A 13,669-nucleotide genomic window follows, 5' to 3' on the forward strand; every position below is an offset into this window, starting at 1 on the left:
CGGGGACCGCCGGGCGGCCCGGTCTCACCGCGTGCTTACAGGTACTGCCCCGTGTTGGCGACAGTGTCGATCGAGCGGCCGGACTCGGCGCCCTGCTTGCCGGTGACCAGCGTGCGGATGAAGACGATCCGCTCGCCCTTCTTGCCGGAGATGCGGGCCCAGTCGTCCGGGTTGGTGGTGTTCGGCAGGTCCTCGTTCTCCTTGAACTCGTCCACGCAGGCGGCGAGCAGGTGGGAGACGCGCAGACCGCGCTGACCGTGGTCGAGGAAGTCCTTGATGGCCATCTTCTTCGCGCGGTCGACGATGTTCTGGATCATGGCGCCGGAGTTGAAGTCCTTGAAGTACAGGACCTCCTTGTCACCGTTGGCGTAGGTGACCTCCAGGAAGCGGTTCTCCTCGGTCTCGGAGTACATCCGCTCCACGACCGACTGGATCATCGCGGCCACCGTGGTGCCCAGGGAGCCGTCGTGCTCCTTGAGGTCGTCCGGGTGGAACGGCAGCGACTCCTTGAGGTACTTGGAGAAGATGTCCTTCGCGGCCTCGGCGTCCGGGCGCTCGATCTTGATCTTGACGTCCAGGCGGCCGGGCCGCAGGATCGCCGGGTCGATCATGTCCTCGCGGTTCGAGGCGCCGATGACGATGACGTTCTCCAGGCCCTCCACACCGTCGATCTCGGCGAGCAGCTGCGGGACGATGGTGTTCTCCACGTCCGAGCTGACGCCGGAACCGCGGGTGCGGAACAGCGACTCCATCTCGTCGAAGAAGACGATGACGGGCGTGCCCTCGCTCGCCTTCTCCCGGGCCCGCTGGAAGACCAGGCGGATCTGCCGCTCGGTCTCGCCCACGTACTTGTTGAGCAGTTCGGGGCCCTTGATGTTGAGGAAGTAGCTCTTCCCCTGGGGGCGTCCGGTGACCTCGGCGACCTTCTTGGCCAGCGAGTTGGCGACCGCCTTGGCGATCAGCGTCTTGCCGCAGCCGGGCGGGCCGTAGAGCAGCACGCCCTTGGGCGGGCGCAGCTCGTACTCCTTGAAGAGGTCGGCGTGCAGGTAGGGCAGCTCGACCGCGTCCCGGATCAGCTCGATCTGGTTGCTCAGTCCGCCGATCTGGCGGTAGTCGATGTCCGGGACCTCTTCGAGGACCAACTCCTCGACCTCGGACTTCGGCACGACCTCGTACACGTAGCCGGAGCGGGGCTCCAGCAGCAGGGCGTCCCCCGCCCGGACGGTGAGCTCGCGCAGCGGTTCGGCGAGGCGCACCACCCGCTCCTCGTCGGTGTGGCCGACGACCAGGGCGCGTTCGCCGTCCTCGAGGATCTCCTTGAGGGTGACGATCTCGCCGATGCGCTCGAAGGCCATCGCGTCCACGATGTTGAGGGCCTCGTTGAGCATCACTTCCTGGCCGCGCCGCAGTTCGTCGAGGGCGACGTTGGGGCTGACGTTCACGCGGAGCTTGCGCCCCCCGGTGAAGATGTCGGCGGTGCCGTCCTCGTTGGCCTCGAGGAAGGTGCCGAACCCTGCCGGGGGCTGTGCCAGCCGGTCCACTTCCTCCTTGAGGGCCACGATCTGGTCGCGGGCCTCTCGCAGGGTGGAGGCGAGCCGTTCGTTCTGGGCGGACACTCCGGCCAGGTTGGTCTGGAGCTCGACGATCCGCTCTTCGAGGATCCTCGAATTGCGCGGCGAGTCGGCGAGCTTGCGGCGCAGCACAGCGATTTCCTGCTCAAGGAACGAGACCTGAGCGGCCTCGTCGGAACCACGAGCGGGCCTGCCGGTGCTGCGGTTGTAGTCGTCATCGTGGGCTGCCACGGTCCTCACCTCCTCCGGGGAGCTGGACGCTTCCAGACCCTACCTGGGACCAGGGGTCCGTAAACCCCTAGATCAAGAAAGATGGAACGGGCGTGTCCGATCTTCGCCCCAGCGTGCTTCCCCTCTGCTAAGGGGATACCCACCGCTCACCACCCAAAGCGGGCCAGATGTATCGTCGAGCGAAGTGATATCCGATCGCGACCGGGCGCCTGGGTCCGATCGTTGTACGAATGGCGGGATTGCCCCCGGAAAAGGGGCGACCCGGGACAGAAACGGCAGGGGACCATGTCGGTAACCGAGCAGACGGCCGCGGCGGCCGAACAGCTGGAGGTGTGGATCGACCAGGATCTGTGCACCGGCGACGGCATCTGCGTGCAGTACGCACCCGAGGTCTTCGAGCTGGACATCGACGGCCTCGCCTACGTGAAGGGGCCGGACGACGAGCTGCGCCAGCAGCCCGGGCAGACCGCCCCGGTGCCGCTGACGATCCTTCAGGACGTGGTGGACTCGGCGAAGGAGTGCCCCGGCGACTGCATCCACGTGCGCCGGGTCACCGACCGGGTCGAGGTGTACGGGCCGGACGCGGACTGACGCGTCCTCCCCCTCAGGTCTGGCTGACCGGGGCGGCGGTCTGGGAACGTTCCCAGCCGCCGCCCTTGCGCATCCAGGTGAGGTCGAGTGAGATGTCGGGACGGAAGCGCGGCACCTCGTCGCTCGAATACCCCTGCGCGTGGCCGGTGATGGCGCCGTCGGAGCGCAGCGCGAGCCGGCCGAGGGTGAGGTTCTCGCGCTCGGAGAGGAGTGTGGCCAGCACCACCGGGCGGTCGCCGGGGCCGAATCCGAGCAGGTAGACGGCGTCCGGCGGGGTGCCGTTCTCGGCCGCGCAGTGCGCGGCGACGACCGTGCCGGGCCGTCCGTCGCCCAGGTCGGCCGGCATGCTGATGGCCGTCGCGACCGGGAACGGGCCGCAGTCGAGCGGGAGTTGGGCCTTGGCGGGGTCGGGGGCGGCGCTCGCCCCGAGGGCCTTGGGAGTGCCGTGGACGGGCACCGGGGTGCCGGTGGCGGGGCCGGCGGCGAGGGCCGCGGCCACCACCGCGCCGCAGCCGGCCAGGGCCAGGGCCCAGTGCCAGGGGGCGGTTCGCGCGTGCCCGGGCCCGGTGCGGCCCCGCGGTGTCTGCTGTCCAGCCGTCGTCCCGACCGCGGTCTCCACCAGGCGTCCCCTCCAGTGCTCCCAGGAGCTGGTCTGCGTGCGCGAGCATCGTCCCACACGCCGGCGGCCGGAATGCCGAGGGGTGGCACGAGCAGGCTCGTACCACCCCTGGGAAGCGCTCCCGGTCAGCCCAGGTCGGGCTGCTCGGTCTGCTCGGTCTCGACGGCGCGGGCGGCGGCACGGGCCGCGGCGCGCTCCTGGAGGCTCGGCTCCGAGCCCCCGTTGTCGTAGTCCTCGCCGTACGCGCCCTTGGCCGGGCGGCGGCGGCGCAGCGGCGGCTCGACGCCGTCGGCGAGGCGCCGGGCGGTGAGCAGGAAGCCGGTGTGGCCGATCATCCGGTGGTCCGGGCGGACGGCCAGGCCCTCCAGGTGCCAGGTGCGGACCATGGTCTCCCAGGCCTGCGGCTCGGTGAAGGTGCCGTGGTCGCGCAGTGCCTCGACGGTCTTGGACATCTGCGTCGTGGTGGCCACGTAGCAGCAGATCAGACCACCGGGGACGAGCGCCTTGGAGGCGACGTCCAGGCACTCCCAGGGGGCGAGCATGTCGAGGATGACGCGGTCGACGTCGGCCTCGACCAGGTTGTCCTGGAGGTCGCCGACGGTGAGCTTCCACGCCGGGTGCGGCCCGCCGAAGTAGCGCTCGACGTTGCCCTTGGCGATGTCGGCGAAGTCCTGCCGGCGCTCGTACGAGGCCAGCATGCCGGTGTCGCCGACGGCGCGCAGCAGGTAGGTGGAGAGCGCGCCCGAGCCGACACCGGCCTCGACGACGCGCGCGCCGGCGAAGATGTCGGCCATGGCCAGGATCTGCCCCGCGTCCTTGGGGTAGATCACGGCGGCGCCGCGCGGCATGGACAGGACGTAGTCGGGGAGCAGGGGGCGCAGCGCGAGGTACGGGACGTTCCCCGTGGTGCGCACGACCGTGCCCTCGGGGGCGCCGATCAGCTCGTCGTGCGGGAACGCACCCTTGTGGGTGTGGAACTGGTTCCCGGCCTGGAGCGTGAACGTGTAGTGGCGGCCCTTGGGGTCGGTCAGCTGGACCTGGTCCCCGACCTGGAAGGGCCCGCGTCGGCGGGTGGCACCGGTCGGTTCGGACATGCGGTCAATCCTAAGGGAAGCGGGCGGTCCGCCCGACCAGAGTGATCACCGGCCGGCGACGGCGGCGGTGAGGCGCTGCTCGATGTCGGTGAGCGCGGCGACGCCGAACACCCGGCCGTCCGCCTCGACCACCAGGTACTCCCCGGCCGGGGTGGCCTGGACGGCGCGCAGCAGGCCCTCGCCGCCGAGGTCGGCGTCCAGCCGCAGGCCGGGTTCGAGGTCGCGGGCGAGCGGGCCGACGGCGACCCACGGGCGGCGGTGCTCGGGCACCGCGCGGACGGCGGACTCGCGCACGATGCCGATCGGGTCGCCCCGGCCGTCCACCACCACGACCGCGCCGGCCTGGGCCTCGCGGGCCCGGCGCAGCGCCTCGCCGAGCGGGGTGTCGGCGGTGACCTCGACGGTCCGGCGGGCGAGCTCGCGCAGCCGCAGGCCGGGCAGCACCTCCTTGAGCCGGGCGTTGCGCAGGCTCCCGGTGGCGCCGTTCCAGATGATCGCGGCGAGGACGGCGGCCAGCACCGCGTCCACCAGGGTGTCGGTCGTGGTGCGTTCGATCCCGCGGGCGGCGCTGAACAGCGGCAGGCCGACCAGCACCACGACGGCCAGCGCCCGGCCGACCCAGGCGGCGGCGACCGTGCCGGTCATCGCCTTGCCGCTGATCGCCCAGACGACCGCGCGCAGCATCCGGCCGCCGTCCAGCGGCAGGCCGGGCAGCAGGTTGAACGCGGCGACCACCAGGTTGGAGACCATCAGCCCGGTGAGCAGCACCCCGGGCACCGTGGAGAGCTCCACGGCCTGCATCGCGAGGAAGAACACGCCGCCGAGCACCAGCGAGAGCAGCGGGCCGACGAAGGCCAGCCAGAACTCGCGCCACGGGCTCTCGGCCTCGTTCTCGATCTCCGAGACGCCGCCGAAGAACTGGAGCTGGATCCGCCGTACACCGAGCCTGTAGCGAAGCGCGACCAGGGTGTGGGCGAGCTCGTGCACCAGGACGGAGGCGTAGAAGGCCACCGCGAAGAAGAACGCGAGCAGGTAGCGGGCGGCGCCGAGGTCCGGCAGGACGTCGCCGAGCTGGCCGCCGAACACCCAGGTGATCAGCGCGGCGATGACGAACCAGGAGGGGGTCACGTAGATGGGCACGCCGAAGGGGCGGCCCACCAGGAGGCCGCTGCCGCGCTCGGGCGGCCGGGGCGGTCGCCCCGCCGGGCGGCCGCCGTCGTCCTGCGGTGGCTGTTCGGAGGTCTGTTGCCCCCTGCTGTCGCTCACCGTGATCCCTTCGGTCGTCTGCCCGTCGTGCCCCGGTGCGCCACGCTACGTGATCGCGGCGCTCCGGGGGCGTGCGGCCCTCTGTCAGGCTTCATACCCACTGTGCCGCGCGGTGTGGCAGCACCGTGGCAGCGGGATGACAGCGAAGGGCAATAGGGTCGGAGACATGCAGCAGACCGACACCACCAGCGCCGCCGGGGCCCCGGCGCGCCCGGCGGCGCCCCCGACCGGCCTGTCCCCGTCCCGGGCGGGGGACTTCCTGACCTGTCCCCTGCTGTACCGGCTGCGGGTGATCGACCGGCTGCCGGAGCCGCCGAGCGCGGCGGCGACCAGGGGCACGCTGGTGCACGCGGTGCTGGAGCGGCTCTTCGACAGCCCCGCGACCGAGCGGACGCCGGAGCGGGCGCTGGGCCTGCTGCGCCCGCAGTGGGAGCGGCTGCTGGGCGAGCGCCCGGAGCTGGGCTCGCTGTTCCCGGACGATCCGGACGGCGCGGCGCTCGCCCGCTGGCTGGCGGACGCCGAGAAGCTGGTCGGCCAGTGGTTCCGGCTGGAGGACCCGACCCGGCTGCACCCGGTGGAGCGCGAGCTGTACGTGGAGACGGCCCTGGAGTCGGGGCTGCTGCTGCGCGGCTACATCGACCGGGTGGACGTCGCCCCGAGCGGCGAGGTCCGGCTGGTGGACTACAAGACCGGCCGGGCGCCCTCGCGGGACTTCGAGGGCAAGGCGATGTTCCAGATGAAGTTCTACGCGCTCGTGGTGTGGCGCTGGAAGGGTGTCGTCCCCAAGCGGCTCCAGCTGGTCTACCTCGGCGGGGGCGGGGACGTGGTCAGCTACGACCCGGACGAGGCCGACCTGCTCGCGGTGGAGCGCAAGCTGCGGGCGCTCTGGGAGCGGATCACCCACGCGGTGGCCACCGGGGAGTTCCCGGCGACCCGCAACCGCCTCTGCGACTGGTGCGACCACCAGGCCAGTTGCCCGGAGTTCGGCGGCACTCCCCCGCCGTACCCGCTGCCGCTGTCGCGTACGTCTGACGAAGACGATCCCACGGGGGATCAGATGAGCAAGGAGTCCTAGTGACGATCCGAGTGCTGCTGGTCGACGACCAGCCGCTGCTGCGCACCGGTTTCCGGATGATCCTGGAGGCCGAGTCCGACCTGGTCGTGGTCGGTGAGGCCGGCGACGGTCAGCAGGCGCTGGACCAGGTGCGGGCGCTGCAGCCCGACGTGGTGCTGATGGACATCCGGATGCCCAGGATGGACGGCGTCGAGGCGACCCGCAGGATCGCCGGCCCCGGGCGGGACGGCCCGGCCAAGGTGCTGGTGCTGACCACCTTCGACCTGGACGAGTACGTGGTGGAGGCGCTGCGCGCGGGCGCCAGCGGCTTCCTGCTGAAGGACGTCCCGGCGGAGGAACTGGTACAGGCGATCCGGGTGGTGGCGGACGGCGCGGCGATGCTGGCGCCGAGCATCACCCGCCGGCTGCTGGACATGTACGCCACCAAGCTGCCCTCGGGCGAGGAGGCGCCGCCGCAGGCGCTGAGCGCGCTGACCGAGCGTGAGCTGGAGGTGCTGAAGCTGGTGGCGCGCGGGCTCTCGAACGCGGAGATCGCGGCCGAACTGTTCGTCAGCGAGACCACCGTGAAGACGCACGTCGGCCATGTGCTGACCAAGCTCCAGCTGCGCGACCGGGTGCAGGCGGCGGTGTACGCGTACGAGAGCGGGCTGGTGCGCCCGGGCGCCCTGTAGGCCCTTTCCGGCCGAACGTGCCGGCGGCCCGCCCGCCTTCCCCGTGCACCCAGGGGGGAAGGCGGGCGGGCCGCCGTGTCGAGGGGTGTCGTCCGGTCGGCTACTTGCCGGGGCTGCGGCTGATCTCCCAGAAGCGGAACACGCCGGTGGTGTCGATGGTCGACTCGACGCCGGTGATGTACGAACGCGACGCGAAGAAGCCCTTGTTCTGGTACAGCGGGATGAGCGGCGCGTTCTCGGCGACGATCTGCTGGATCTGGGCGTAGCCGGCCACCGCGGCGCTGCGGTCGGCCTGCTTGAGGCCGTCCGGCACCAGCTTCTGGCTGATCCTCGGGTCGTCCCAGCCGTGGTGGTAGGCGCCGCCGTCGATGAGCAGCGGGGCGATGTAGTTGTCCGGGTCCGGGTAGTCGGCGAACCAGCCGATCAGGTACGCCTGGTAGCGGCCCTCGGACCAGCCGGAGCGGTACTTGTCCCAGTCCGGCTCGGTCTGGACGGTCACCTGGAACAGGCCGCCGGCCTCCAGCTGCTTCTTCAGGGTCTCGGGCTCGGCGCTGCCGGCCCGCGAGCGCGACCAGGTGAGGGTGAGCTTGACCGGGAGCTGGACCTTGGCGTCGGTGAGGATCTTCTTGGCCTTGCCGCTGTCCTGGTCGCCGTAGCGGTCGAAGAAGGCCGTGGTGTGGCCGGTGACGCCGGCCGGGACCATCGCGTACAGCGGCTGGACGGTCCGGGCGAAGACGTCGCGGGCGAGCGACTTGCGGTCGAGCAACTGGGCGGCGGCCTGGCGGACGGCGACGTTGCCGGCGACCGGGTCCTTGGTGTTGAAGACCAGCGAGCGGGTGTCGTTGCTGTCGCCCTCGACGACCTGGAGGTCGGTCTTGCCGCCCTGCTGGTCGGAGTGCATCTGGGCGGCGGTGTTCGGGTCCAGGCTGTTGTCGGTGAGGTCGACGTCGCCCTTGTCCAGCGCGACCTTCAGGTCGGCGGGCTTGTCGAAGTACCGGATGGTGAACTTGCTGTTCCGGAGCTTGGCCTCGCCGCTGTACTTGTCGTTGGGCACCAGGACGACCTTGCCCAGCTGCTTGGCCGTGTCGCCGTTGCCGCCCATGACCTCGACCGTCTCGAAGCGGTACGGGCCGGAGCCGATCAGCTTGTCGTTGGGGACGACCTTGTCGGCCGGGTAGGCCTGGTGGTCGAGGATGGCGCCGGCCGGGCCGGCCAGCTTGGCCGGCAGGGTGGCGTCGGGCGTGGAGAGGTGGAAGATCACCTCGGTGTCGCCCTTGGCCTCGACGCTCCTGATCGAGGAGAGCAGGGGGGCCGCGCCGTTCTGGTCGTTGATCTTCTTGGTGCGCTCGATCGAGAACACCACGTCGGCCGCGGTCAGCGGGTGGCCGTTGGAGAACTTCAGGCCGGTCCGCATCGTGCAGTGGTACTGGGTGGCGTCGCCCGCGGTGAACTCGCAGGACTGCGCGGCGTCCGGGGAGGGGGCGCTGGAGGCGGCCGGGAAGGTGAGCAGCGACTGGAAGGTGTTGCGCAGCAGCAGCCAGGAGCCGGAGTCGTAGGCGGCGGCCGGGTCCAGTACACCGGTGAGCTGGGTGGTGCCCATGACGATCGCCTTGCCGCCGTCCCCCTTGACGGCGTCGGTGACCGATCCGCAGCCTGCCGCCGTCACGGCGACAAGACCGGCGCAGCCGAGTGCTGCCAGGCGTTCAGCTGAAGTCTTCACGGGGCGCGTCCTTCTGGGTGCGGTCCGACCGGGGCCGGCGGCCCGCGTCGAGGGCGCTCCCGGTGCGGAAGGCGTGCGCGGGCCTGGCGCCCGTACGACCGCGGGCGGGACGGGGTTGCCCGTCGTCGGCGGTGGCAGGGCGCGAGGGAGGGGAACGAACTGAAGTAGCGTGCCATATCGAACACGCACGACCGATACCCGTGCAGATGACGTTTGGGACACGGTGGTTGAGGGCATCGCGAAACACCCGACGAGTTGTCAGGCAATGCCCTTTTTCTCCCCGGGCGGCCGTCGGCGGCGGCCGGATCCGGCCGCCTACCGGCGAGTAGAGCACCCTCGCAATGAGATGACAATCACACCCGAGAAGCGACCAGCGAGCGCAGCAGTTCAAGATCGACCTGCTCCAGCGAGGAGCGCACCAGCCGCCCCGGGGCCGGCTCGATCGGCGCCACCGAGGGCACGGCGACGACCGGGCAGCCCGCCGCCTCGGCCGCCCGCACCCCGGTCGGCGCGTCCTCGACCACCACGCAGCGGGCCGGGTCCGCGCCCAGCCGCCGGGCCGCCTCCAGGTACGGGTCCGGGTGCGGCTTGGTACGCGGCACCTCGTCCCCGGCGACCGTGAAGGCGAAGTGGTGGGAGCCCAGCGAGCGCAGCACGATGTCCACCACGTGCCGGTGCGAGGCGGTCACCAGGACGGCCGGGATCCCGTGTGCGGCCAGGGTGTTGAGGAGGCGTTCGGCGCCGGGCATGAGCGGCACGCCGCCCGCGAGCAGGTCGACGAAGCGCTGGTTGATCAGCACCGTCAGGTCCGCCGGGGCGAGGTCCACCCCGGTGGTGCCGACCAGGTAGTCGATCACCCGGGTCATCGGACCGCCGACCACCTGGGCCCGGTCCTCGTCGGTCAGCGCGTGGCCCAGCTCGGCGAACAGGGTGACCTCGGCCTGCCACCAGAAGTCCTCGGTGTCCACCAGCGTCCCGTCCATGTCCAGCAGCACCGCCTGCAGGCCGCGGCCGTCCCCGTGGTCGAGGATCCGGGCGGCGGTGGAGGTGGTCATGGCGGGAGTCCTTCCGTCGGTACCCCCCGGGCGCGTTCGAGCGCCCCCCGGGGATGGCGCGGGCCGGCCCGCTGGTGAGCGGACCGGCCCGTTCAGGATCATCCAGGATACGCCCGGTTCGCCCGAAAAGAGCGAACGGAACGAGGCGCCGGGGTTACCGGGCGTTGAAGTACTTCGCCTCCGGGTGGTGGATGACGATCGCGTCGGTGGACTGCTCCGGGTGCAGCTGGAACTCCTCGGAGAGCACCACCCCGATCCGCTCGGGCTTCAGCAGCTCGGCGATCTTGGCGCGGTCCTCCAGCTCCGGGCAGGCCCCGTAGCCGAGCGAGAAGCGGGCGCCCCGGTACTTGAGCGCGAACATGTCCTTGACGTCCTGCGGGTCCTCGCCGGAGAAGCCCAGCTCGTAGCGGACCCGGGCGTGCCAGAACTCGGCCAGCGCCTCGGCCAGTTGCACCGACAGGCCGTGCAGCTCCAGGTAGTCGCGGTAGGAGTTGTCGGCGAACAGCTCGTTCGCCGCCTCCGAGATCCGGTTGCCCATGGTGACCACCTGGAGGCCGACCACGTCCCGCACGCCGGACTCCTCCGGGCGGAAGAAGTCGGCCAGGCAGAGCCGGCGCCCGCGCCGCTGGCGGGGGAAGGTGAAGCGGGTGCGCTCGGTGCCGTCCTCGTGGAAGACGATCAGGTCGTCGCCCTTGGAGTTGGCCGGGTAGTAGCCGTAGACCACGGCCGCCTCCAGCCAGCCCTCGGTCTGCAGCCGGTCCAGCCACATCCGCAGCCGCGGCCGGCCCTCGGTCTCCACCAGCTCCTCGTACGAGGGCCCCTCGCCGCTGCGGGCCGCCTTCAGGCCCCACTGGCCCTTGAACAGCGCGTCCTCGTCCAGCCAGGAGGCGTAGTCGGCGAACGGGATGCCCTTGACGATCCGGTCGCCCCAGAACGGCGGGGTCGGCACGGTGTTGTCGACGGTGACGTCCGAGCGGATCTGGCCGAGGTTGACCTCCGGCTCCTCCACCACCTCGACCCGGGCGTGCCGGCGCTGCTTGAGCTCCGGCAGGCTCGCGCCGGGCACGCCGCGCTTGACCGCGATCAGCGCGTCCATCAGCCGCAGGCCCTCGAAGGCGTCCCGGGCGTAGCGGACCTCGCCCTCGTAGATCTCGTGCAGGTCCTGCTCGACGTAGGCCCGGGTGAGCGCGGCGCCGCCCAGGATCACCGGGTAACTCGCGGCCAGCTTGCGCTGGTTGAGCTCCTCCAGGTTCTCCTTCATGATCACGGTGGACTTCACCAGCAGGCCGGACATCCCGATCACGTCCGCCTTGTGCTCCTGCGCGGCGTCCAGGATCGCCGAGACCGGCTGCTTGATGCCCAGGTTGACCACGTTGTAGCCGTTGTTGGACAGGATGATGTCCACCAGGTTCTTGCCGATGTCGTGGACGTCGCCCTTGACGGTGGCCAGCACGATGGTGCCCTTGCCCTCGCTGTCGGACTTCTCCATGTACGGCTCCAGGTGGGCCACCGCGGTCTTCATCACCTCGGCGGACTGGAGCACGAACGGCAGCTGCATCTGGCCGGAGCCGAACAGCTCGCCGACCACCTTCATGCCGGCCAGCAGGGTGTCGTTGATGATCTCCAGCGCGGGCCGCCCGGCCAGCGCCTCGTCCAGGTCGGCCTCCAGGCCCTTGCGCTCGCCGTCGATGATCCGGCGCTGCAGGCGCTCGTCCAGCGGCAGCGCGGCCAGCTCCTCCGCCTTGGACGCCTTGACCGAGGCCGAGGAGACGCCGTCGAACAGCTCCAGCAGGTGCTGCAGCGGGTCGTAGCCGTCCCGGCGGCGGTCGTAGACCAGGTCGAGGGCGGCCTCGCGCTGGTCCTCGGGGATCCGGGCGATCGGCAGGATCTTGGAGGCGTGCACGATCGCCGAGTCCAGGCCGGCCTCCACGCACTCGTGCAGGAAGACCGAGTTCAGCACCACCCGGGCGGCCGGGTTGAGACCGAAGGAGATGTTGGACAGGCCCAGCGTGGTCTGCACGGCCGGGTGGCGGCGCTTGAGCTCGCGGATCGCCTCGATGGTCTCGATGCCGTCCCGGCGGGACTCCTCCTGGCCGGTGGCCAGGGTGAAGGTGAGGCAGTCCACCAGGATCGAGCCCTCGTCGACGCCGTAGTCGGCGGTCAGCTCGGCGATCAGCCGCTCGGCGATCTCGACCTTCTTGTCGGCGGTGCGGGCCTGGCCCTCCTCGTCGATGGTCAGCGCGATCAGGCCGGCGCCGTGCTCGCGGGCCAGCGAGGCGATCCGGCCGAAGCGCGAGTCCGGGGCGTTGCCGTCCTCGTAGTTGACCGAGTTGAGCACCGCGCGGCCGCCGAGCGCCTCCAGGCCGGCCCGCAGCACCTGCGGCTCGGTGGAGTCCAGCACGATCGGCAGGGTGGAGGCGGTGGCCAGCCGGCCGGCGATCTCCTTCATGTCGGCGACGCCGTCGCGGCCGACGTAGTCCACGCACAGGTCCAGCAGGTGCGAGCCGTCCCGGATCTGGTCGCGGGCGATCTCCACGCAGGCCTGCCAGTCGCCGGCCAGCATCGACTCGCGGAACTTCTTCGAGCCGTTGGCGTTGGTGCGCTCGCCGATCGCCAGGTACGAGGTGTCCTGGCGGAACGGCACCGCCTGGTACAGCGAGGACGCCGAGGACTCCGGCTGCGGGGTGCGCGGGGTGACCGGCCGGCCCTGCACCCGCTCGACCACCTGGCGCAGGTGCTCGGGCGTGGTGCCGCAGCAGCCGCCGACCAGCGAGAGGCCGTACTCACGGGTGAACACGTCGTGCGCGTCGGCCAGTTCGGACGGGGAGAGCGGGTAGTGGGCGCCGTCCTTGCCGAGCACCGGCAGGCCCGCGTTCGGCATGCAGGACAGGCCGATCCGCGCGTTCTTGGCCAGGTAGCGCAGGTGCTCGCTCATCTCGGCCGGGCCGGTGGCGCAGTTGAGGCCGATGTAGTCGACGCCGAGCGGCTCCAGGGCCGTCAGCGCGGCGCCGATCTCGGAGCCGAGCAGCATGGTGCCGGTGGTCTCCACGGTCACCTGCACCAGCACCGGCAGGTCCAGCCCGGCCTCGGCGAGGGCGCGCTTGGAGCCCAGGATGGCGGCCTTGGTCTGCAGCAGGTCCTGGCTGGTCTCGACCAGCAGCGCGTCGGCGCCGCCGGCGATCAGGCCGGCCGCGTTCTGCTGGAAGCCGTCGCGCAGCGTCTCGTACGGGGCGTGGCCGAGGGTGGGCAGCTTGGTGCCGGGGCCGATCGAGCCGAGCACCCAGCGGGTGCGGCCGTCGGCGGCGTGGGCGTCGGCCACCTCGCGGGCGATCCGGGCGCCGGATTCGGACAGCTCGAAGATGCGCTCCGCGATCTCGTACTCGCCGAGTGCGGAGAAGTTGGCGCCGAAGGTGTTGGTCTCGACGCAGTCCACGCCGACCCCGAAGTAGGCCTCGTGGACGGAGCGCACGATGTCGGGCCGGGTGACGTTGAGGACCTCGTTGCAGCCCTCCAGGTTCTGGAAGTCCTCCAGCGTCGGATCCTGTGCCTGGAGCATGGTGCCCATTGCACCGTCGGCGACCACCACCCGGGTGGCGAGCGCTTCACGCAACGCGTTCGCGCGGCTCTGCTGAGTGATGGACGGATTGGCTGCAGTGGCCATGGGGCTTCTCCCTGGTGCGACGGCTGTCGGCTTTGCGGGCCCGCTTACTCGGGCCCGCACGTGGCCAGGGTATCCGGCCCGCGCCCCGGCCTGCGGTCGCATTCCGTATCCTGAG

10 protein-coding genes are annotated in these 13,669 nt (G+C 71.2%); 3 read left to right on the plus strand and 7 right to left on the minus strand.

From position 1 onward, the window contains the following. Positions 1 to 35 precede the first annotated feature (35 nt). A complete protein-coding gene (arc, locus tag ACFVTF_RS31790) occupies positions 36 to 1,802 on the minus strand; it encodes a proteasome ATPase (RefSeq protein ID WP_363583904.1) in 1,767 nt (588 codons plus the stop codon). A 285-nt stretch (positions 1,803 to 2,087) separates the two neighbouring features. Between arc and ACFVTF_RS31795 the strand changes: the two genes are divergently transcribed. Further along, positions 2,088 to 2,393, plus strand: a complete 306-nt coding sequence (locus tag ACFVTF_RS31795; protein ID WP_350877992.1) for a ferredoxin — start codon at positions 2,088 to 2,090, stop codon at positions 2,391 to 2,393. 13 nt (positions 2,394 to 2,406) lie between these two features. Here ACFVTF_RS31795 and ACFVTF_RS31800 read toward each other — a convergent pair whose 3' ends face one another. From ACFVTF_RS31800 to ACFVTF_RS31810, 3 genes are all read right to left on the minus strand, one after another. Then, positions 2,407 to 3,012, minus strand: coding sequence for a hypothetical protein (locus tag ACFVTF_RS31800; RefSeq protein WP_371516312.1), 606 nt, complete (start codon positions 3,010 to 3,012; stop codon positions 2,407 to 2,409). 125 nt (positions 3,013 to 3,137) lie between these two features. Next, entirely contained in the window at positions 3,138 to 4,106 is a 969-nt protein-coding gene (locus tag ACFVTF_RS31805; protein ID WP_371516313.1) for a tRNA (adenine-N1)-methyltransferase, read from the minus strand. Between the two features lie 45 nt (positions 4,107 to 4,151). After that, complete coding sequence (locus ACFVTF_RS31810) at positions 4,152 to 5,378, minus strand: site-2 protease family protein (RefSeq protein WP_387817691.1); 1,227 nt, start codon at positions 5,376 to 5,378, stop codon at positions 4,152 to 4,154. Positions 5,379 to 5,538: 160 nt separating this feature from the next. On the opposite strand from ACFVTF_RS31810, the gene ACFVTF_RS31815 reads away from it, so the two are divergent. Both ACFVTF_RS31815 and ACFVTF_RS31820 read left to right on the plus strand, forming a co-directional pair. Beyond that, a complete protein-coding gene (locus tag ACFVTF_RS31815) occupies positions 5,539 to 6,447 on the plus strand; it encodes a RecB family exonuclease (protein WP_063346918.1) in 909 nt (302 codons plus the stop codon). Then, positions 6,447 to 7,118, plus strand: a complete 672-nt coding sequence (locus ACFVTF_RS31820) for a response regulator transcription factor (RefSeq protein ID WP_063346919.1) — start codon at positions 6,447 to 6,449, stop codon at positions 7,116 to 7,118. The genes ACFVTF_RS31815 and ACFVTF_RS31820 overlap by 1 nt, the downstream gene beginning before the upstream one ends. A gap of 100 nt (positions 7,119 to 7,218) precedes the next feature. Here ACFVTF_RS31820 and ACFVTF_RS31825 read toward each other — a convergent pair whose 3' ends face one another. The 3 genes from ACFVTF_RS31825 to metH form a co-directional block, all read right to left on the minus strand. Then, positions 7,219 to 8,838, minus strand: a complete 1,620-nt coding sequence (locus ACFVTF_RS31825) for an ABC transporter substrate-binding protein (protein WP_387817668.1) — start codon at positions 8,836 to 8,838, stop codon at positions 7,219 to 7,221. Between the two features lie 353 nt (positions 8,839 to 9,191). Continuing rightward, positions 9,192 to 9,893, minus strand: coding sequence for an HAD family phosphatase (locus ACFVTF_RS31830; RefSeq protein WP_363583916.1), 702 nt, complete (start codon positions 9,891 to 9,893; stop codon positions 9,192 to 9,194). 154 nt (positions 9,894 to 10,047) lie between these two features. After that, complete coding sequence (gene metH / locus ACFVTF_RS31835; protein ID WP_387817669.1) at positions 10,048 to 13,554, minus strand: methionine synthase; 3,507 nt, start codon at positions 13,552 to 13,554, stop codon at positions 10,048 to 10,050. Positions 13,555 to 13,669 lie beyond the last annotated feature (115 nt).

Source organism: Kitasatospora sp. NPDC057940, from assembly GCF_042887425.1.
Taxonomy (GTDB): domain Bacteria; phylum Actinomycetota; class Actinomycetes; order Streptomycetales; family Streptomycetaceae; genus Kitasatospora.

What these genes read in the sequence shown, in the direction of transcription:
- metH (WP_387817669.1), bottom strand. Translation starts at nt 13,554, where the DNA reads ATGGCCACTGCAGCCAATCCGTCCATCACTCAGCAGAGCCGCGCGAAC.
- ACFVTF_RS31805 (WP_371516313.1), bottom strand. Translation starts at nt 4,106, where the DNA reads ATGTCCGAACCGACCGGTGCCACCCGCCGACGCGGGCCCTTCCAGGTC.
- ACFVTF_RS31815 (WP_063346918.1), top strand. Translation starts at nt 5,539, where the DNA reads ATGCAGCAGACCGACACCACCAGCGCCGCCGGGGCCCCGGCGCGCCCG.
- ACFVTF_RS31795 (WP_350877992.1), top strand. Translation starts at nt 2,088, where the DNA reads ATGTCGGTAACCGAGCAGACGGCCGCGGCGGCCGAACAGCTGGAGGTG.
- ACFVTF_RS31830 (WP_363583916.1), bottom strand. Translation starts at nt 9,893, where the DNA reads ATGACCACCTCCACCGCCGCCCGGATCCTCGACCACGGGGACGGCCGC.